This window comes from uncultured Microbulbifer sp. (genome assembly GCF_947498635.1).
GTDB classification, from domain to species: domain Bacteria; phylum Pseudomonadota; class Gammaproteobacteria; order Pseudomonadales; family Cellvibrionaceae; genus Microbulbifer; species Microbulbifer echini.
Map to the genome: position 1 here is coordinate 94,081 of NZ_CANMKV010000006.1, position 20,375 is coordinate 114,455.

Annotated in this window: 21 protein-coding genes; 1 reads left to right on the plus strand and 20 read right to left on the minus strand. The window is 46.3% G+C overall.

All coding sequences use genetic code 11. From position 1 onward, the window contains the following. The 14 genes from nuoK to Q1A69_RS04720 form a co-directional block, all read right to left on the minus strand. Positions 1–312, minus strand: a complete 312-nt coding sequence (nuoK, locus tag Q1A69_RS04660; RefSeq protein ID WP_366525549.1) for an NADH-quinone oxidoreductase subunit NuoK — start codon at positions 310–312, stop codon at positions 1–3. Next, entirely contained in the window at positions 308–832 is a 525-nt protein-coding gene (nuoJ, locus tag Q1A69_RS04665; protein WP_299581824.1) for an NADH-quinone oxidoreductase subunit J, read from the minus strand. Before nuoJ ends, nuoK begins: the two co-directional genes overlap by 5 nt. A 221-nt stretch (positions 833–1,053) precedes the next feature. Next, positions 1,054–1,572 carry an NADH-quinone oxidoreductase subunit NuoI gene (gene nuoI / locus Q1A69_RS04670; protein WP_299581827.1) on the minus strand — a complete coding sequence of 173 codons (519 nt, stop codon included), beginning with the start codon at positions 1,570–1,572 and terminating at the stop codon, positions 1,054–1,056. Positions 1,573–1,612: 40 nt separating this feature from the next. After that, positions 1,613–2,569 carry an NADH-quinone oxidoreductase subunit NuoH gene (gene nuoH / locus Q1A69_RS04675; RefSeq protein ID WP_299581830.1) on the minus strand — a complete coding sequence of 319 codons (957 nt, stop codon included), beginning with the start codon at positions 2,567–2,569 and terminating at the stop codon, positions 1,613–1,615. Further along, positions 2,569–5,406, minus strand: a complete 2,838-nt coding sequence (nuoG, locus tag Q1A69_RS04680; protein ID WP_299581832.1) for an NADH-quinone oxidoreductase subunit NuoG — start codon at positions 5,404–5,406, stop codon at positions 2,569–2,571. The genes nuoH and nuoG overlap by 1 nt, the downstream gene beginning before the upstream one ends. A gap of 58 nt (positions 5,407–5,464) precedes the next feature. Further along, positions 5,465–6,739 carry an NADH-quinone oxidoreductase subunit NuoF gene (nuoF, locus tag Q1A69_RS04685; protein ID WP_299581835.1) on the minus strand — a complete coding sequence of 425 codons (1,275 nt, stop codon included), beginning with the start codon at positions 6,737–6,739 and terminating at the stop codon, positions 5,465–5,467. Then, a complete protein-coding gene (nuoE, locus tag Q1A69_RS04690; protein ID WP_299581838.1) occupies positions 6,717–7,283 on the minus strand; it encodes an NADH-quinone oxidoreductase subunit NuoE in 567 nt (188 codons plus the stop codon). The genes nuoF and nuoE overlap by 23 nt, the downstream gene beginning before the upstream one ends. A gap of 134 nt (positions 7,284–7,417) precedes the next feature. Next, the gene (gene nuoC / locus Q1A69_RS04695; protein WP_299581841.1) at positions 7,418–9,223 is read right to left on the minus strand and encodes an NADH-quinone oxidoreductase subunit C/D; all 1,806 of its coding nucleotides are present in this window, start codon (positions 9,221–9,223) and stop codon (positions 7,418–7,420) included. A gap of 45 nt (positions 9,224–9,268) precedes the next feature. Continuing rightward, positions 9,269–9,916 (minus strand): NADH-quinone oxidoreductase subunit B, encoded by a 648-nt coding sequence (locus tag Q1A69_RS04700; RefSeq protein WP_299581843.1) that lies wholly within the window; start codon positions 9,914–9,916, stop codon positions 9,269–9,271. Positions 9,917–9,936: 20 nt separating this feature from the next. Beyond that, complete coding sequence (gene ndhC / locus Q1A69_RS04705; RefSeq protein WP_299581846.1) at positions 9,937–10,350, minus strand: NADH-quinone oxidoreductase subunit A; 414 nt, start codon at positions 10,348–10,350, stop codon at positions 9,937–9,939. 507 nt (positions 10,351–10,857) lie between these two features. After that, positions 10,858–11,037, minus strand: coding sequence for a hypothetical protein (locus Q1A69_RS04710; RefSeq protein WP_299581849.1), 180 nt, complete (start codon positions 11,035–11,037; stop codon positions 10,858–10,860). After that, positions 11,025–11,531, minus strand: coding sequence for a class I tRNA ligase family protein (locus Q1A69_RS04715; RefSeq protein ID WP_299581852.1), 507 nt, complete (start codon positions 11,529–11,531; stop codon positions 11,025–11,027). The genes Q1A69_RS04710 and Q1A69_RS04715 overlap by 13 nt, the downstream gene beginning before the upstream one ends. A 45-nt stretch (positions 11,532–11,576) precedes the next feature. Next, complete coding sequence (locus tag Q1A69_RS20335; RefSeq protein WP_366525550.1) at positions 11,577–11,657, minus strand: class I tRNA ligase family protein; 81 nt, start codon at positions 11,655–11,657, stop codon at positions 11,577–11,579. A gap of 667 nt (positions 11,658–12,324) precedes the next feature. Next, positions 12,325–12,891: a hypothetical protein gene (locus Q1A69_RS04720; RefSeq protein ID WP_299581855.1), complete on the minus strand. Its 567-nt coding sequence runs from the start codon at positions 12,889–12,891 to the stop codon at positions 12,325–12,327. A gap of 565 nt (positions 12,892–13,456) precedes the next feature. On the opposite strand from Q1A69_RS04720, the gene Q1A69_RS04725 reads away from it, so the two are divergent. Beyond that, positions 13,457–14,866, plus strand: coding sequence for a DUF945 family protein (locus Q1A69_RS04725; protein ID WP_299581858.1), 1,410 nt, complete (start codon positions 13,457–13,459; stop codon positions 14,864–14,866). 133 nt (positions 14,867–14,999) lie between these two features. Here the strand turns inward: Q1A69_RS04725 and Q1A69_RS04730 are convergent, their stop codons facing one another. From Q1A69_RS04730 to Q1A69_RS04755, 6 genes are all read right to left on the minus strand, one after another. Next, positions 15,000–15,302 carry a hypothetical protein gene (locus Q1A69_RS04730; protein WP_299581861.1) on the minus strand — a complete coding sequence of 101 codons (303 nt, stop codon included), beginning with the start codon at positions 15,300–15,302 and terminating at the stop codon, positions 15,000–15,002. A 797-nt stretch (positions 15,303–16,099) separates the two neighbouring features. Then, positions 16,100–16,348: a hypothetical protein gene (locus Q1A69_RS04735; RefSeq protein WP_299581864.1), complete on the minus strand. Its 249-nt coding sequence runs from the start codon at positions 16,346–16,348 to the stop codon at positions 16,100–16,102. Positions 16,349–17,304: 956 nt separating this feature from the next. Continuing rightward, a complete protein-coding gene (locus Q1A69_RS04740) occupies positions 17,305–17,520 on the minus strand; it encodes a hypothetical protein (protein ID WP_299581867.1) in 216 nt (71 codons plus the stop codon). Continuing rightward, a complete protein-coding gene (locus Q1A69_RS04745) occupies positions 17,517–17,918 on the minus strand; it encodes a T6SS effector amidase Tae4 family protein (protein WP_299581870.1) in 402 nt (133 codons plus the stop codon). Before Q1A69_RS04745 ends, Q1A69_RS04740 begins: the two co-directional genes overlap by 4 nt. A 918-nt stretch (positions 17,919–18,836) precedes the next feature. Next, positions 18,837–19,235 carry a DUF6559 family protein gene (locus Q1A69_RS04750; protein WP_299581873.1) on the minus strand — a complete coding sequence of 133 codons (399 nt, stop codon included), beginning with the start codon at positions 19,233–19,235 and terminating at the stop codon, positions 18,837–18,839. A gap of 124 nt (positions 19,236–19,359) precedes the next feature. Further along, on the minus strand, positions 19,360–19,842 hold the full coding sequence (locus Q1A69_RS04755) for a YcxB family protein (protein ID WP_299581876.1): 483 nt from the start codon (positions 19,840–19,842) through the stop codon (positions 19,360–19,362). Positions 19,843–20,375 lie beyond the last annotated feature (533 nt).

The following is a 20,375-nucleotide window of genomic DNA, read 5'->3' on the forward strand; positions in this document are numbered from 1 at the left end:
TCAACCTCTCAATTCATTTAGTTGATCAATATCGACAGTGTGTTTACGATGATAGAATTGCAGAACCAGAGCAAGAGCAATGGCTACTTCCGCGGCGGCAAGGGTTACAACAAATATAAACATAACCTGACCATCCGCATTCCCCCAGTGGGCGCCCGCCACTACAAACATGAGGGCTGCAGCATTTGTACAAATTTCCACACTCATCAGCATAAATATGACATTGCGCCGCATCATCAAGCCGGCCAACCCTAAGCAGAAGAGTATAGATGCTAGTAAGACGCCGGCCTCAAGGCCCGGTGCAGTTTCAATTGGCATTGCTCGATTCCCCTGGATTAATTTTTTTGCGTCGAGCAAGGTGGAAGGCCCCCACTAGCCCTGCAAGTAATAACATTGAGGCTAGTTCTACAGCGAGGACATAGTGGCTGAAGAGTGCAATCCCAACTTGTTTGGGGCCTATGTAGTGAAATGTTTGGGTGGAAGAAATTTGTCCATTACTCACTAATAAAATCAGTTGAACGAGTAATAATGCAGAAAGTAGTGCAGGACCAATCCATGTTCTGGGTTGTAGCCAGGCCTGCTCTTGTACAACTGTGGAATCTCCTTGATTAAGCATCATAATCACGAAAATAATCAGCACCATAATAGCTCCGGCATAAATAATCACTTCCAATGCGGCGGCGAGTGGCGCTCCAAATTGGTAGAAAATTACAGCAATCGCTAACAGCGAGGTGACAAGATAAAGAAGGGCATGCACAGCATTGCGGTGAAAAATTACCATAGTGGTGGCTGCCACCGCTATAGCTGCTGTGATATAGAAAATGAAGTTCATATGGGCTCCCTCTTATGTATAGCTGTTATTGGTTTGAGAGGTTGCTGCACTACATGATCAGAACTTATGATCAAAAACTACAACCCTTATGCAAGATTCGGACTGTTGGTTGTATTTTTATTGATTTCTATAAGAGGCTATCTTTTTATGGTTAAATGGCTGACTGAAAAAGTGTCCCTATTTCTTGGGGGTTGCATTTTTTTCGGCTATACAATCTGTCTCTATAAGTTAAGGCTCTTTATGTTAATTGGCTCTGCTTCATTATCAGCCTCTCCCTTATCTTTTCCGGCTATTGCCTTTCCGGCCACCTGGTAGAAACTATAGTCGTGATATTTTCCTGGTCCGTCGATCAAAAGGTCCTCTTTTTCATAAACCATATTTTGCCGATCGTATTCGCACATTTCGAAATCTGGAGTGAGCTGGATGGCATAAGTGGGGCATGCGTCTTCACAAAGACCGCACATTATGCAGCGGGAAAAATTTATACGGAAATATTCCGGCCGCCACCGGCCATCTGGATCCTCAGTTTTTTGAAGTGAAATACAGTCAGGAGGGCAAGCCACCGCACAGAGATTGCAGGCAACACAACGTTCATCCCCATTGGGGTCGCGACTTAATATAATTCTTCCCCGGTAGCGAGGTGCCAAGTAGGGCTTTTCCTCAGGGTATTGAACCGTTACATTGCGCCGAAAAAGGTGCTTGAAAACTAGCCACATGCTTCTAATTTGGCTTGCGATCATTTTTCCTCTCCGGTGTTTTTAAGGAAAAACGTAGAAGCTTCTAGGCAGTCCATAGTAGTACTCCAGCAGTTGCTAGCAGATTGGCTAGTGACAAGGGGAGCATGACTTTCCAGCCAAATTTCATCAGCTGATCGTATCTTGGGCGTGGCAATGATGCGCGTAACAGGATGAAAATGGCTACTAATAACGCAGTCTTCAGGCAAAACCAAATAATGGGTGGCAACCAGGGTCCATGCCATCCGCCGAGAAATAAAGTAGTGATTAATGCGGCGATCAGAATAACGGCGAGATATTCACCGACAAAGAACATTCCGAATTTCATGCCTGAGTATTCTGTATGAAAACCTGCTGTCAATTCATGTTCAGCTTCGGGCAGGTCAAAGGGGGTTCTGCGGCTCTCCGCGATACCAGCAATAAAGAAAACAAAAAAGCCTAGAAATTGAGGAACAATAAACCAGAGTTCTGCCTGCGCATTGACAATATCTCGCAGGTTAAAGCTGCCGGACATCATCACAACCCCCATTAAGCTCAATCCCATAAATACTTCGTAGGATACCGTTTGTGCCGCGGCGCGTAGCCCACCGAGTAGAGCGTATTTATTGTTGGATGCGTAACCGCCGAGAATGATGCTGTAAACCGCGATGGAACTCATTGCCAGTACAAACAGTAGTCCAATATTGAGATCCGCTACACCAATATTTGGTGACATGGGCACAACCCCAAAGGCGATCAACATGGTTGCCATGACTACGGTTGGTGCAAGAACAAAAACTGGGATATCAGCAAAACGCGGAATAAAGTCTTCTTTGAAGAAAAGCTTGATCATATCGGCCATGACCTGCATTGTGCCGAAGGGCCCCACCCGATTTGGCCCTGGTCTATCTTGCCAGAAACCGAGAAGGCGTCGCTCCCCCCAGGTGAGTATTGCAGCCAGTAGTACCGTTACGATAAGTACGCCAAAAATATTTAGTAGTGTGATCCAAATTGATGTAGTCATTAGTTCTCAACTCCAGCAATTGAATGAGTCGCGGCAGGCCTTAGGGTGGCATAACCGGGCATCAATGCTGCTAGGGTTTCAAGTCCTGGTAACCCGTACGGTACTCCAATACAACCTTCTGGGGTGGTATTGCACCTTCGTATCTCCGTACGATAGATGCCACTGCTTGTTTCAATATCCACCAGCTCCCCTTCGTTCACGCCGTGTTGCGTCATCTCTTTTGGGTTTATCAATACAAACGGCGCTTCAATAAGTTCAGAAATGGCCATTGACTGATTGCTGAGTTCCTCTGAACCGAACAGACGATAGATGGGCAGCATTTGCATAGAATTGGGTGGTTGTGGTGATTTTTCTAAAGTGTTTGTCCAATCCGGTATAGGGTGCCTAGGTCGCTCGATCATTTTTCCTGAAGGGCCACCCTTTCGTTCGCCACCAACTTGTTCCTGAAATTTAAAGATTGATTGGTTGGAATTCCAACCTGGTGACCAGATGTTGGCTTGCAGTTGGGTTTTATTTGGATTATGAATGCCTTCCATACTGAAGCTCATCGGAGCGTCAGGATCATTGATTGGCGGTGTTTCAGAAACATGCTCTTGGGCGTGGATCGCAGTGCGACCACTATAGCGGGAACTTTGACGAGCAATCCTAAGTCCATCAATGCGAAAGTTCTCATCTGGACCGAGTTCATCTAGTACGCGCAAAACCCGGAATTCCCTGGCAATGGCGTCGCTGATATCTGTACTGTGTTTCCACTCTTTCAGCACAGAAAGGTTTTCACATGTCTCCGTACAAAAATCCACAGCATCCACCAACCAACGCCAACTTTCCTGAATAAACCCTTTGCCTTCGTAGACGGCATAGAAGCGCTGAGCCAAGCCATTATTGTTTACAAAGGTTCCCTGGGACTCTGCCGTTGCCGATGCGGGAAAAATGCAGTTAGCGCGTTTCGCGGTAGGTGTCAGCAGAGTATCTAATAGAATAACTTCATCCACTAGTGAAAATAATTTTTCAACGGAATGTTTATCCAATCGCCGATAGAGATCATTTTCCAATATGATCAGACTTGTGGGTATATTCGCCGATCTCTGATCAGTAAGCGTTTGCACAAGTTGTTGTAGATTTCCTTCTGTCCCATTAAAGAGCTGTGTAAGTCCCAGGCTGTTCGCTTCACTGCAAGCCAAATACAGTTTTGTTGGCGTCTTCTTGTCATCACTCAACGCGCGGGATAATTCCGCTACCGCCTGCAGAGTGCCTGGATGTTTTCCGGATGTTCCAGAAATTATAAGTGGCTTACCGGCTTTGAGAAGTATCGCTGCTGTGCGTTTCACCATTTCCTGCAGGTGCGGGGGCATCTTCAGATTCGGTGCTTTGTAACCGGAGATTTCCTGGGCGAGGGCATGGGTAAACAGTGCAGTTTTTTGCGGTGACTCAAACAGTGTGGCATCGGCAATATCATCGAGATTACTAAGGGCTGTTCCAATAAAGATGATTGGACTGTGCTCTTCCTCCAGCTGTCTTACCGAGGCATCCTGCCACAGGGGAATCTTCAATGATTGCGCAGCTTGTTTTTGCCGATTGCGCGCTGCCTGGCGCACGGCAAGGGCAATGCGTGGTGCCGTGTTGTAAATATCTTCACCAATAATTAAAACTGCATCGGAGGTCTCTATTTCTGGTGTGCTGGGGCTTAGAATTCTGTCATCGCTTTGTAAGCTGTTGACCAACTGAAGCACTTCCTGGTCGAGATAATTCAGTCCAGAGTAAAAGTGATCTGCCCCCACTAACTGTCGGAGGGCAAAATTATTTTCTAGTGATGACCGTGGTGAGCCAATACCGATAATTCGCCGTAGTTGACGTTGTGCTGCCGTAATTTGTACCGATAAATTCAAGACAGCATCCTGTGGATTAATTTCCTTGTGTAAGATGTCTTTATTATCGGCGGTAGAACCGATGAGATCTTCATCTCGCACACTAAGCACTTTATCAATGCGTGTGGCGCTATTGACGTACTCATATCCAAAACGCCCACGGTCGCATAGGAAGTAACCGTTGATATCGTGATGGTAGAGATTGGTGATACGCCTCAGAATTGGATCAAGATTATTGCTGGATTCTCGTGCCCCAGGTGCGGTATTGCAGCCCACAGCGCAGTGTTCACAAATTGAGGGAGCGGTTTGCAGGTCCCATTTCCGCACGAAATGTGCACTGAAGGTTTTATCAGTAAACACTCCTGTGGGGCAGACCTCAACCAAGTTACCACTAAAACCGTTCTCAAGCCGCCCTTCTTCTTGTCGACCAAAATAAATTTGATGATTTCTCCCAAGGGCCTGTAAATCGTTTCCCCCAGCGTATTCATTGTAAAATCTGACGCAACGATAACAGGTGATACAGCGGTTCATTTCATGATTGATAAATGGTCCGAGATATTGATTACGATGTGTGCGTTTGCTACCTCGATAACGGCGCATAGTGTGGCCTGACATTTCTGTCATGTCCTGCAGGTGACACTCTCCCCCCTCTTCACACACGGGACAATCGTGGGGATGGTTGGTCATCAAGTCTTCGATAATTCCTCCACGAAACTCCTTGGCCATCTCGGCATTCACGCTATAAATACCCCCATCCCGGATTGGGGTCATGCAGCTCATGATCAAACGGCCCGATTGATCTTCACTGTCTTTGTATTCGATCATGGCGCATTGTCGACAGGCGCCTACAGAGCCCATTTCGGGGTGCCAACAAAAATAGGGAATATTTAATCCTAGCGTCAGGCAGCTACTGAGTAGATTCTGATCACCATCTACTTGGTATTTTTCGCCGTCGATTGTAATGGTTGGCATCGCTAGTCCATTATTTTTGTATCGGTGTTGTAAGGTTTTATCGCAAACCCTGTGAGTACTATTTGTACGGACAGCACCGGTTGGTAATATGATCAATAAAATCCTGTTCGAACAGTTTCAATGCACTTTGTAGCGGTTCCGCCGCACCAGGGGCCAGAGCACAGAAGGTTTTTCCAGGACCAATCCTTTGACACTGTTCACGTAATAGATCTAGGTCCTCGGGTAAGCCCTCGCCATCTTCAATTCGCTGCAATACTTTGACAATCCATGGAAGACCATCGCGACAGGGGGTGCACCAACCACAGGATTCGCGAGCAAAGAACTGGGATAGGTTTAGTACCAGCCCGACAGGACAAGTTTTATCGTCCAGGACTATGATGGTACCTGTGCCCATACGACTACCAGCTTTGCCGATTACATCGTAATCCATGGGTAGATCCAGATGATCCGGTCCCAAGAAATCCGTGGAGCCGCCACCTGGTAGAAAGCCTTTAAGTCTCAGTCCGTCGCGCATGCCACCGGCATGCTGCTCAATGATTTCCCGGATCGGGGTGCCCATGGGCAGTTCCCAGGTACCTGGGTTCTTAACTTTACCGCTTACCCCAAAAATTTTGCTGCCAGCATCTTGCTCCAGTCCAAGTCCTCGATACCAGTCGACCCCGAGAGCAACCAAGTGGGGGATATTACAGAAGGTCTCTACATTGTTTACCACCGTGGGTTTGCCCCACAAACCGCTCACCTGCGGAAATGGTGGTTTAGCCCTGGGGATTGCACGGCGCCCTTCCAGGGCGTTGAGAAGCGCCGTTTCTTCTCCACAGATGTAATTACCAGCACTGCGGTGAATAAAAATATCCAGGGAAAAACCACTGTCGAGAATATTGTTGCCGAGAAGACCCTGGGATTTAGCTTCATTGATAGCCAATTCCAAGCGCTCTGCCGCCAGGTGGTATTCGCCGCGAATAAAAATATAACCAATCGACGCCCCTATGGCATAGGCAGCAATGGCCATACCTTCAAGCAATAGATGAGGATCCCTTTCCATTAGGAGTCTGTCTTTGAAAGTACCGGGTTCCATTTCATCGGCATTACAGACTATAAATTTTTGCTTCGGTGCGTCCTCACCATGGGGAACAAAACTCCATTTGAGACCGGTGTTAAATCCCGCACCGCCACGTCCGCGAAGCCCGCCATCCTTTACGAGAGTGACAATGTTATTCGGCTCCATGGTGAGTGCTTTACGCCACCCCGCATAGCCATCATTCGCCAAATAACTGGCGATGTCAGCTGCGATATTTTTCCCAGTGATATTTTTAGTCAGTGGATTTGTCAGCATGAAGTTGTTTCTTTTTATCGATTAACGTGTCGATAGTGTCTTCATCGAGATTTCTGTACATCTCCTCGCCCAACATCAATACCGGTGCTTTGTCGCAGTCCCCAAGACAGGGCATTTCCAACAGGGTAAATATCCCGTCCTTGGAGGTTTCACCGGGCTTTATTTCCAGACTCTGGCAAATATGTTTTTGAAGTTGGTCGCACCCCATTACCCAACAACTTGCGCTTTTACATAAGTAAATGACCTCCTTACCGACTGGCTGGCGAAATATCAGTTGAAAATAGGTCGCCACACTTTCCAGTTGGGTTACAGGAATCTTCAGATAGTTTGCAATGGCGTGAATGCTGTTGTCCGAAATCCAGCCCCGATGTTTTTGGACGATTCTGAGTGCTTCTAAACCCACGGAGGATTTTCCTTCATAGTGTTTGGCCTCCTCGTCAATTTCCAATTTTTCCTCATCGGTGAGGATTGCGGAGATTTTGTCTGGATCGCTGTTACTATGCTCCATTACTTCAATTGGTTCCGGTTCTAATAAGCTGGACATTTGCGCCTCCTCTGGCGATAACGTGGAGGCATTTAGAAAATTCTATTGCCGCCCGCTGGTTTCGCGGCCTTATGACATAGAACTGTGAGCTTCACTGGTCCTCTCCGCTTATGTGAGCTTTGGTCACTTTTTTATTAGCGGTCAACGTCAGCCATGACAAAGTCAATACTGGCAATAATCGCAATCAAATCGGCGATTAGCAGTCCCCGAGACATCAATGGAATCATTTGCAAGTGTGGAAATGAGGGCGTGCGTATTCTGGTCCTGTATGAAGTTGTTCCCCCATCACTCACAATTTGATAACTATTTAATCCCTTAGTGGCCTCAATAGGAAAGCACACTTCACCGGCTGGCATTACCGGACCCCAGCTATTGTTTACAAAGTGTTGGATGAGAGTTTCTATGTCCTGCATGGTCCGCCCCTTTCGTGGCGGCGTGGTGAGTGGGTGGTCGGATTTATACGGTCCCGCAGGCATATTTTCCAGACACTGGCGAATAATACGCAAGCTTTGCCACATCTCATCGACCCTCACCCGGCAGCGGTCGAAACAGTCACCTCCATCATAACTGGGAATATCAAATTCAAATTGTTCATAACTACTGTAGGGACGCTTTTTACGTAGATCCCATTCAAGCCCGGTGGCACGTAAGCCGGGACCTGTAACCCCCCACTCCATGGCTTCAGCGGTATTGTAGACACCTATCCCGCGAGTGCGTTTTTGTAGCAGTTTATTCTTGATCACCATGCCGTCGTAGTCGCGTAATCGTGCGGGCATGTAATCAAGAAATTCCCGTACCATTTTATCCCAACCTTCCGGAAGGTCCTGGGCCACGCCACCAATGCGAAACCATGCGGGGTGCATGCGCCCGCCAGTGATCGCCTCAACAATACCAAAGAGTTTCTCCCGGTCGATAAACATATAAAAGACCGGTGACATCTGCCCAACATCCTGGGCAAAGGTGCCAAAAAATACCAGATGGCTGGAGATTCGGAAAAACTCGCACAACATCACTCGGATAATCTGCGCGCGTTCGGGAACCTGAATCCCAGCGAGTTGTTCCAGGGCCATTACGTAGGGCAGGTTATTCATCACCCCACCCAGGTAGTCGATACGGTCTGTATATGGGACGTAAGTGTGCCAGGCCTGACGCTCAGCCATTTTTTCGGCGCCACGGTGGTGGTAGCCAATATCTGGTACGGCATCCACAATCTGCTCACCGTCAAGTTGCAGGGCTATACGAAAAACGCCGTGCACGCTGGGGTGATTGGGCCCAAGATTGAGAAACATAAACTCCGCATCTTCACTGGCACGGGCCATGCCCCAGTCTTCAGGGCGGAACAGCAAAGCCTCCTGCTCCTTGCGTTCCTTTTCTTCAGACAGGCTAAAGGGGTCTACCTCAGTGGCGCGGGCATGGTGATCTTTGCGCAGGGGATGCCCTTTCCAAGTTGTTGGCATCATGATCCGGCACAGATTTGGATGGCCGTCAAAGTGGATTCCAAAGAGGTCCCAGACCTCTCGCTCATACCAGTTGGCGTTTTCCCACTCAGCAGATATTGATGGGAGTGAGAGGTTGGCTTCGGGCAGTGCTATCTTGATGCGAATAAACAAATTTCGGGTAAAAGACAGGAGCTGATAGACCACCGTGAAGTCGCTGCTGGGTTGTTTTTCCGGTCCTTCGCCCCGGTTTACTCGCAGCCGCTCATCGATGGCGCTGATGTCGTAGAGCATGGCGAATGGGCGAGAAATTTCCAGCTTAAGGAAGCGCAAAAGAGGAATTAAGGATTGGGTATCAACCCACAGGGTTGGCATGTCACCGCTGTCGGGCTGCAGCCAGTAGTTATGGAAACGATACTCCTGGTCGAGATTCCGTAGGAATACACCAGCCTCCTTGCTATAGGCCGTTTCACGATGCACGCTCTTCGCTATAACGCCAGTCATCGGTTTTCCCGTTGTTATTGTTTTGTATGAAAAGTTAAAGTGCAGTTAGACCGTATCTGGCGCACGCAATATTTCTGTGCGCATCCGTTCCTCCCGGTGTAAATCACGCTGGCTCTGTTTAGGAATCTGCCTGGTACCCTGTTCATCTACAACCCAGCTGAGACTTCTGCGCTCAGCTGCGACCGATTTTTGTAGAAGGGTGAGGCCTTGCAACAACGCCTCGGGCCGGGGGGGGCAGCCAGGGACGTATACATCGACGGGGAGGAATTTATCGACGCCCTGTACAACGCTATAAATATCGTACATGCCCCCTGAGTTGGCGCAGGAACCCATGGAAATTACCCAGCGAGGCTCAATCATTTGTTCATAGAGGCGCTGGATTACCGGAGCCATTTTCAAAAATACCGTACCGGAGATAACAATCAGGTCTGCCTGTCGTGGTGTTGCACGGATAACCTCAGCACCGAATCGAGAAATATCGTGTCGGCTGGTAAACGCAGTGGCCATTTCTACGTAGCAGCAGGAGAGCCCAAAATTAAATGGCCAAAGTGAATTGGATCGGCCCCAGGCGACCAGCTCTTCCAGCTTGCCGAGTAAGATATTTTTCTGCAGTTCCTCTCCCAGATCTTCGCTGTTCTCCTGGTGGGAGTCGGTGGCGATTACCTTTTCGGCTTTACTCAGCTGCCAGCGCATGATTTTTTCCAGTCAGTCTTTTATTGATGATTTTTATGGTCGCTCAGGCTCTTCTGATGACCACCCCATTCCAGGGCGCCCAAGCGCCAAAGGTAGATCAATCCCACCAACAGAATCACGATAAAAATAGTGGCTTCTATAAAACCGAGTAGCCCGGTTTCGTAGAACGCAATAGACCAGCTAAAGAGATAGATAGCCTCCAGATCGAAAACAATGAATAAAATGGCAACAAGATAGTAGGCGACTGAAATACGTAGGCGTGCGCTACCCTGTGAGATAATCCCCGACTCGAAGGGCTCATCGGTTGCAGGATCTCGGCGTTTTTGCCCGAGGAAATAAGATAGGCTGAGCATCAATACGATGAGAGCGATTACAGCGGCACAGTAAACGATGAGTGGCCACACTTCTGGATTGAGTTGCTCTGGGTAGTTCAACTTCCTTTTCCCCGCTGTTCTGCCGGGCCCTGGCCCGAGTGGATCATCGATACCGCAGTGAAAATCACTGAGTTAATTTTGATGGGAAACGTTTCTGGAAAATGAAAATAGATTGAATAAGGGATTTTTATTTTTTGGCTCTGCACCTGTTGTAGGGAATACACTGTAATCCCAACGCGCTTGTCTGGCCGTTTACTGTTTATAAGGCCTTGCGGCAGATTGCGCCAGTTTTGCGTTGGACCGTTTATTTATTACGGTTTATGTTTTTATGAGGGGAGATTCTGTAAAAATTAACGACAGTGAGATTGGTGGTCTAGGAATGGAGTTGAGATAAAATTGACGAGACAAAAAACTGAAGGAAAAAAGTAGCCGAAGCTAAACAGGCCAAACTAAAAAACTGGCGGGATGGAACAGGGAGTTGAGCCTCCTGTTCCGGTGTCATCCGGTTAATGGAATGAACCTTGGTTACAGATTGCTGATTTCCACTAACTGTTGCTACAGGCGATCCTAGGCATTTTTCATTTCTGTGAGTCTGTCTTTTTCTTTGGCAACGACGTCGGCCGGCGCCTTGTCGACAACCTTTGGATTGTTCAGTTTGCCCTCGACACGTGACAGATCTTTTACGAGCTTGTCGATTTCCTTTTGCAGGCGTGCGCTTTCGGCCTTGATATCGATTAGGCCGGCCATGGGACCAGCAGTTCCATATCGCCCACCAGGGCGGTGGCGGAGGCTGGAGCGTTCTCACCGGCTTCCAGCCAAGTGATATTTTCCAGACTAGCCAGTTTGGTCAGAAGACTTTGCGCTTGGTTCAGCAATTCGTTATCTCGTGAGGAGCCGCCACGTAAAATCAGAGGGATTTTCTTAGCGGGGGAAATATTCATTTCTCTAGGGATATTACGCACCCCTTCGATCACCTGCTTCGACCAGGCAATGGCCGCTTCCGCCTCTTTATCGACTTTGTTGGCGTTGGACTCCGGGTGGTGCAGCAGCCTGATGTTTTCGCCCTCGGCGCCAGCCAGGGTTTTTACGCGCTGCCAGATTCCCTCGGTGATATAGGTCATCAGCGGGTGCGCCAAGCACAAAATGGTTTCCAGTACGCGGATCAGGGTGCGGCGGGCGCCTTTCTTAACGGCGTAGGAGGCGTTCTCGACCCAGACAAAGTCACATAGCACCCAGATCATGCTTCTCGCGCACAGCCTCTTCCTGCGGTTGCTTTCGCTGTCGTACTAGGCGGGGATGTGGTGGACCCACCACAGCTGACGGGAAATACCCCAGTCCTGGATATCGCGTATCCAGGAGAAATCCATGTTTTCGTAGTTTTCGGGATGAACTCAACGCGGCCATCTTCAATTGCGACGATGGCCTCACAGGTCAGGGGCTGGGTTTTTACATACTGCCTCAATAACTTGCAGCTGCAACGCTGCGAAGTGTAAGTTGTGGGGCGCCGAAGGCGCGTAGTTGGTTGGGTTGATACGCCCAGTATGGGTGTGGAGTAATGAGGTGAAAGTCCCCTGTAGGAAGATCAATATTTAATGGATTCTATCCAATGCTAACTACTAGCGAATGGCAACTGCAACACCATGAAGTCCTGTGGGAGGAAGCTGCTAGCAAAACTACGAGTTGACGAAAAGAAAAATCCTATAAGGCTTAGCCTGGAGGCGAGGTGACCAAGGGCACCGAAGCCGGGTGATCTAACGGGCGGAGTCAATGAGGCAGTTGTGTAGTGAAAGCTCACGTTCTTATCTGGGGAGATCTGTTTAACTTACTGCTATGAAGTTGTCAGAGTGGCCGCTGACTCAGAAGTAGCGTATTGCCATGATACTCTACTCAAATGAAGAGCTGCTCGACAGTATCGTTGGGTAGAGATTCATAACTAATAGGAGCCGCCCATTGCGGACCCGTATGATGGGTGGTCTAGGGGCCGGTAGCTAGAAACTACCGGCCCCCCGATTTAGGACAATAAATACCCTCACATTACTCTTCTTTCTCTAAGTTCCTACGAGCTACGCCTATAAAAAATCGCTTCCATATTTTGGTTGATTCATCGAACGTTAGAAACTCCTTCACTACGGAACCATCGGCTTGCCGTGAATAAACTCCCCTTATGGCAGATACAGGTTCACCATTATTCGGATAGATGCGACCCTCTAATACAAAATCACCATTTTCAACTAAACCACCAGAGTAATCTATATGATAGCGAGGGCTCATCCATACTTGTCGCCACTTTCCGGTAGCAGGATCCACAAAATTCATCCCTGTCCCAGTACCACCGAATAATGTCGACCAGTCTTCATGGATAAGGCAGCCTTGCTCTTTTTTAGAATAAACTTGAGCAGCGATTTTTTTTCCATCCATCGTAAAAAAATCCCAGCGGCCAACCAAAAAATCCAGGTCGCGGTATGGTGAACGATTTTCACTGCAGACGGGTGTCTGAGATTGAATTTTCGATTTAGGGAGAGAGTTGCCGAATACTATAGTTGTATATAGAAAAAGAAATATTGAAATTACAGTGCTTGCTGTTGGAGCTAATTTATTCATTATGTCCTCATATTTATGCCCTAATGCCTCAACAACCGGCTGACGGTATGCCGGTCCGATGCCAAAGGCACGTAGTTGATTGAATTGGTACGCTTAGTATGGGCGTGGACTAATGGGGTAAAAGTCTCATATAGGTAGTTAACATTTAATGGGTTCCATTAAATGCTAACTACAAGCGAATGGCAACTGCAATACTGTGAGATCTTGTGGGGAGGAAGCCGCTAGCAAATACATGATTTATACTTTCGAGTAGCTGGGCAAGCTGAATCTCAACTCGCTAACGGTTACATTTACACGATCTTTTATAGAACATAAAAATATGTACCAATTACAATTGAGCACAGCGTTCGCATTTTCGACGAGGAAGGCTTCCCGCCCCCAACATTTAGGACAATACGTGGTAAGTTTCATTAAGCCCGCTTTACATGTTGTTGTTATAGGGACGTCCGTTTGTAGTTTACATCAAGAAAGAACAAAATTTTTATATTTTGTCTTACAGTTGCTTGTTAATATGAGATAATAATAGACTTATTTCTCAGCCCATTTGTAGTTTGGATTTATCTTAATGAAGAAATTATTAAGTGTATTGCTTCCAGCAGCAGTGCTTACTGGTGTTGTTGCACCGAAAATTGCCGGCATTCAACTTGAGTCATCCATTGATGAAATAGTCACTGCCGCGAATAAAAATTCGGCATACACGGTTGAAGTAAAAAACATGGATTCATCCTGGTTTTCAACCCAGACCACCTTTTTAATAAGCATGGATCTCAATGCCTTCTCGGATGTATCAGATACCCCTGAACTTGAACCTTTTTCTGTAGAAGTAGATTTCAGTGCTTCCCATGGCCCCTTTCGCTTCGGTGAACATGCCGGTTTCGGATGGCTTGGCTGGACGCTAGAAGTTGCCGGTGATCAATTACGTGAACATTTGGTATGGGCTGAGCAAACTCCTTTTTACCTGGTTCATGGCAATATGAATGCTCTAGGTAGTTATTACTATAACGATAGCATTACGCCATTTACTACTGATATTGAAGATCATAAAGCTCAGTTAACTTTCAGCGGTTTTCAGGGTAAAGGGCAATATCAGGATGGGCAACTAACTTACCACGGAGGTGCCGATAGTCTTACCGTCACTTCTGAGTTAAGGGACGTCAACGTTGAAAGGTTGACTATGGATATGACCATGCCTTCCTCCCTTAAGGCAATATTTGAAAGTGCTTTTTATGATTCTGATACAAAAATTAATTTTGGTGCGGTCAGGTTAAATGATAGTGAACAAAACGAAAATATTGACATTGCTGACCTATATGTAAAGGCCAGTACTGAATTCAACCAAGAAAAACAACAGGGAAATATACAGGTTGCCTACGGCTCTAAAAAGGTCGAAATAGCTGATTTCCATGGTGAAGATCTGGCCCTTGAGATTGAGCTCGCCAATATCAGCCAAGAATTTTTGAAGTCTTATCAGGATTTTGCCAACTCAGTCAATACGCTGCCTGCTGAAGACGCAGGAGCTAAGGCTATGGAGTTTATGAGCGCTAATCTGTTATCTTTAGTGGGCGGCGAGCCTCAAGTGAATATTACCAGCTTACGTGGTACTTTCCCGCAAGGTAGCTTTAACAGTAACCTTCATGCTAGCTTAGTTGGCATTAGCGCGTTACCGGAGCAATCACTAGATCGGACTTTCTGGCTGTCACATGCCTTAGTTGACGGCAAACTAAGCGGGGATAAAGCCCTGATTGAATTTATGGCCGTACAAGTGATGAAAGTTCAATTGAAAAATAACCCGCAAACTCAAGGCATGAGTGAAGAGCAGCTGGAGCAAGTAGCTGCTCAACAAGTACCGACCATATTAGAGTCACTTGAGCAACAAGGTTTGTTAGTATCAACCAATGACAGCTACAGCTCTAATATCAGCCTGAAAGACAGCGAGTTTAAGGTTAATGAAAAACCTATACAGTTGCCCCTTTAGCGGATATTAGTCGTTTGTGATTGAAGTGGCTTATCTTAAGCCACTTCATGATTTTCTGCGTCAGTCTGACTGTTTGTTTCTCTTCTAAAACTGACGATTTGTCGATTTCTTGTGCTAACGGTGTTTACCTAAGCTATAAACAAAGCCGGACATGGTTTAGTTTTAGCATGGCTACCGAATGCTCCCTAGTTTTACGATAAAAGTCCTCTGCTCCTGAGACTGAAGCAGATCCTGGGGCTGCAAACATTCCGGTCATAATCTGACCATATTCGTAAAAATACAATTCGCCGGCTTCACTTGAAATATTTGTGCGAAGATCTTTGTCCGACTCCCAAGCTCTTTTATCGAAGAAAACGGTATGATTAGCGGACTCCAATTCTGCCTCAAAGAACCCTTTATTCTTGAGGCAGCTAATTTCTTTTTGGTCGATAATCAAATCAGGGCAGATTCCAAATTTGTAAAATAATGGTTGGCGGAAAATATAGACTATGGCCTTTTCATTCTTCAGCTCGGCAACCTGATCAAACGCTGGCCCAGTTGCGGTGCAGCCTATTAGCACTATTTAAAAATAAATAGAATCGTTCGCTTCATTGATGCTGCTGAGTCATAACAGCCGCTACTTTGTGTTGTGAGGGCTGATGCTAGAAACTAACGGCTACCCGATTTAAGCGTGCCCTGAAGTGGACTTGCACCATTTAAAATACGTCCGTGCCTTATGTTTAATAAACATATAGCTTGAAAGAGCTATCAACGTTATGCCGAGTAAAATACCAGGAACGAATACATTTTCTTTAACACTTAGATAAACTATCAAAAGCAGCGTTGATAATATAGACAGGACCGAGAGCAACCTGTAGAAATGCTTATCAAGCGCCAAGCATAATGCGGAAAGAAGAAAGCCTATTGGAATGAGTATTTGCGCCCAACCAAGCCATGAATCCGCGTTTACAATTACAGCGCCCCCCAAACTAGCGCAATTACAAACTGAGCGAACTCCCAGATAAGTAATAACTTTGGTTTACGAATCAACTCGTTTGGAACATTTGCAGCCCAGGGATAGCTATGACCGCCTCTTGTGAAATTGCGATATCGGATCTTCATAAACACTTAACGGCAAGTATTGGGCGGACCACGCAGAGGGCCGTCTCAGCAGCCAAAGGGTGCGACAACCACACCTTGTTTTGAATTTTTACTTTAGTGTCCATATTAGATACTTTTGTAGATTTTCCTGTGCTAGTTATAAAACTTGTTAATTCCTGCAAGAGCGGAATTTAAAGTCGACAGAGCAGAAATTTGACCAAAATGGAGCACATACACTCCGTTATCTTCATCAATGGTTTTCAAAATATTGACAATATCAAAGTATTCGGCTAACACATCATCTATGTAATCCTGGTACTCGAAACTAGCAAGTTTTACTGATGCCCCTTCTAATGGATCCTGCTGGCTAGAAAGATGCTGTAAAAGTTCAGTGTCGTTCATGGTCTATGAGGCATAACGACGAGATAACCCGCGCTGCAGGCGGTAAAAAAAATGACCTGACACTGACTTTAGGTCGAAATAAACAGCCCCACTCCTGCAGTGACAGGTTCATCGTCTTGGTACTCCCAGCATGGGCGTGGACTAATGGGTGAAAGTACCTTGTAGGGAGGTCACCGTTTGATGGATCCATTAAATGCTAACTACTAGCGAATGGCAACTGCAATACCGCGGGGAGGAAGTCGCTAGTAAAACTACGAGCTGACGAACAGGAATATCTTATAAGGCTTAGCCTGGAGGCGAGGTGGCCAAGGACACCGTGGCCATGTGATCTAATGGGTAGAGCAAATGGTGCAGTCGTGTAGTGAAAGTATCTGGGGAGACCTGTTTAGCTTGCTGTTGTGAAGCTGTCAGCATGTCTACTGACTTATAAGTAGGCTCAAATCACAAGTAACCATTGTGGGGATAGAAAAAATAGTGGAACACAGCGGCATCTAGGCCAGTAATGGCCGAGATAATTAAACAGTAGTCAGCCGACCGCATAGTACCTAGTGCCAAGATTAATACCTCGGATAGGGTGAAGGCCTGAACCTAAATCCACGCGTTAAAAGACAGGGCTAGTCTACAGACATGTTTCCAGTTGGATAAAGTTGAGGTAGCGCACTGCCATGACACTCAACTCAAATGAAGAGCTACTCGACGCTATCGTTGGGTAGAGATTTATTTTCGGGTAGGGAACCGCCCAATGCGGACCCGCACGATGGGTGGTGTGAGGGCCGATATCTAAAAAATACCGGCTACCCGATTTAGCACTGCCAGCCTCATAGTCAACTTTATTAGAACTGTAATTGTGGTTCCACATGGTGATAACTGACCATGGGACACCTAGTACAAAAGCCTGAGCTTCTTCTTGGTGCGTTGCTTAACTCCTTTTTGTAGCCGCAGCTTGCTGCGCATTGTCAGCTTTTTCGCCTACTTAACCAAGCAGCACCCGCTATGGAAAGTAAAAGCCATCCTGACATTACAATGTTGAAATTACGCTGCTGATCGGCTTCAGAATTGTAGAGCCTGAAATCTGCCAGACTTAAGGCCCACCCAGCCAAATACACTAAGAAGAAATAAGCAATACTGATGAAAATAAACGCGATGATAAACCAGAGTAATTTTTTCATCATGATACCGGAAAGATCCTTATTTTTTTTGATTTACCTAAGTCAGAACAAATGCTTGGAATAACTATATTAAATCTTGTACGAAAATATGAATCAATTCCAGTCATGGCTCTACCATTCCAGAGATCGATATGAGCTCCACCGCTACCATCACTGCGCAGATAGTAATCTTCAAAGCATATAATTCCTTTCCTCGATTCTACTTTTTCTCTCCAGTTTTCACCGGTAATATTTTCAGTAACTAGCATATTTGGAATTTTTGATTTTTGAATCCAATCTGCAAGCTCTGCTGCCGCGAGAATATGTTCTTCTTCAGGGTTAACCCAACACTTCCTTTCTTTTGGAAAAGTATTGAATTTAATACCAGACTTTTCATTGCATGACTTAGTCGAATCGCGCATTGGTTTCCAAAAAGCTTTTCACCATCACGGTTCTTTGCATCGCATGGATCTTCATTTGGGTAGTTTTTCCATAATCTATCAAAACGTACCATTTAACTTCCTTGTTGGTTTGCTATTTCCGACTAAAGCTAACGCCTGCCTCAACTGCCGGCGGCTTTTAGTACAAAAGGTAACAGTGGCCGGAAGTCAGATTACAGGCGCTTAATAAGCCCAGTATGGGCGTGGACTAATGGGGTGAAAGTCCCCTGTAGGAAGATCACCATTTATTGGGTTCCATTAAATGCCAACTACTAGCGAATGGCAACTGTAACACCGCAAAGACTTGTGGGGAGAAAGTCGCTAGTAAATACGAGCTGACGTACAGAAACATCCTATAAGACTTAGCCTGGAGGTGAGATGGCCAAGGACACTGAAGCCGGATGATCTAACGGGTAGGGTAAATGATGCAGTTGGGTAGTGAAAGTTAACGTTCTTGCTTGAGGAGATCTGTTTAACTTGCTGCTGTGAATCTGTCTGTGTTGCCGCTGCCTAATAAGTAGGCACAACCCGATAGCCTCCAAGGTTTGGATAGGAGAAAGTGATGGGAGATAGCAGCGCCTCGGTCAGTAATGACCAAGATGATTAAATAGAAGTTAGCCGACGGTATAGTAGCCAAATGCCAAGATTAATACCTTGGAAATGGCGAAGGTCTGAACCCTAAATCCACGAGTTAAAAGACAGGACTAGCCTACCGATATGTTTCCAGTCCGATAAAGTTGAGGTAGCGCACTGCCATGACACTCAACTCGAATGTAGAGATGCTCGATACTATCGTTGGGCAGAGATTCATAACGGATAGGGTGTCGCACATTGTGGGCTCGCCGATGGGCGGTGTGGGGGTCGGTAGCTAAAAACTACCGATTACCCGATTTATATGCCTCAATCTGTGCCGCCGCCGCCGCCGCCGCCGCCGCCGCCGCCGCCGCCATCCATACCATGTGCACCGCCACCAAAGTCAGAGCCAACAGATGCAACATCGTTACTACTAAAGTTTGCATTTCCGTAAAAATGAAGATTTCCTACTTCTCCACGCATTGCTCCGTAATCACACACCTCACCAATTTCATGATGATATGCATCAAATTCCTTCTTTGAGCAAAAAATTGAAATCGCGTAACTGGTATAAATAATTGAGAGCCCTGACCTCTCAATCGTAGCTCTTACTTGTTTTGGGCGATACCTTTTAGATTTCCCATAATCTTTCGCTAGGAACCTAGGCAATTTCCGCAAGTACGATTTTATCGCTCTATTTCGTTTTATTCTTCGGATGAACTGCATTACGTCTTCCTTGTGCGCATTTAACGCCTTGCCAAGTGGCGGCCCTGTAGGGTCGTCGCGTTTGGGCAACTTGTTATGTATTGTATTATCTGCATTGTAGGCACGATTTTAATTTTTATTGAAATCAATGTTTACCCTTAATCTTGGTAACTATCTCATTAATTAATTCAACAGGTAATAACGATTTAGACAAGTACTGCTGCCCCCCAGATTTGGCCACCAAAATAAGCCCTAAATCGGTTTCAATAATACGCTCGATATCTGCCCACGACAGAGCTGTTATCGTATAAGGATTCTGTGTCTGGATTCCATCCTTATCTATGGTTAATTTCACTTCACTACCGGCACTTTTCCCAAGCATCTGCCGTGCTAACCACCAAGCTCGTCGAAATCGAATGTGAATCAGTTCCAGCACGCCTAATGCAATTAACATGCAACTTGCGATCTTAGGTTGCTCAGTAAATAACAGTAATCCCGCACCAGAAGATAATAATAATGTAGGAAGAAGATAATTGGGCTTAACGTTTTTTCCATAGGGTAGAGACTGATCATAGCATTCGGCAAGGTAATCTCTAGATAAGGTAAATTGAGTGTTAAAAGGCTGCATAAAAACAACTTATTGTGTCTGGTAAATTTGTCGTAGCATTACAGTGAGTGTCAGGATGATTCTTTAAGCTAATGTCAATTACGCGACATCTCTCAATAAGATCTCGACTTAGCCCCACATAACGCCTTTAGCAACGGCAAATTACGGAATCGAAGGCGTAGTAATTTGTCCGCTTGCCTAAATTTGGCACGCCCAGCATGGGCGTGGACTAATAGGGTGAAAGTCCCCTGTAGGAAGATCACCGTTTAAAGGGCGCCATTAAATGCTAACTATCAGCGAATGGCAACTACAATACCGTGAGGTCTTGTGGGGAGGAAGCTGCTAGTAAAACTACGAACTGAAGAACAGGAACATCCTATAAGGCTTAGCCTGGAGGCGAGGTGGCCAAGGGCACCGAAGCCGTGTGATCTAACTGGTTGAGTCAATGATGCAGTTGTGTAGTGACTGTTCACGTTCTTTTCTGGGGAGATCTATTTAGCTTGCTGCTGTGAAGCTGTCAGGGTGGCCGGTGACTCAGAACTAGCGCACAGGCA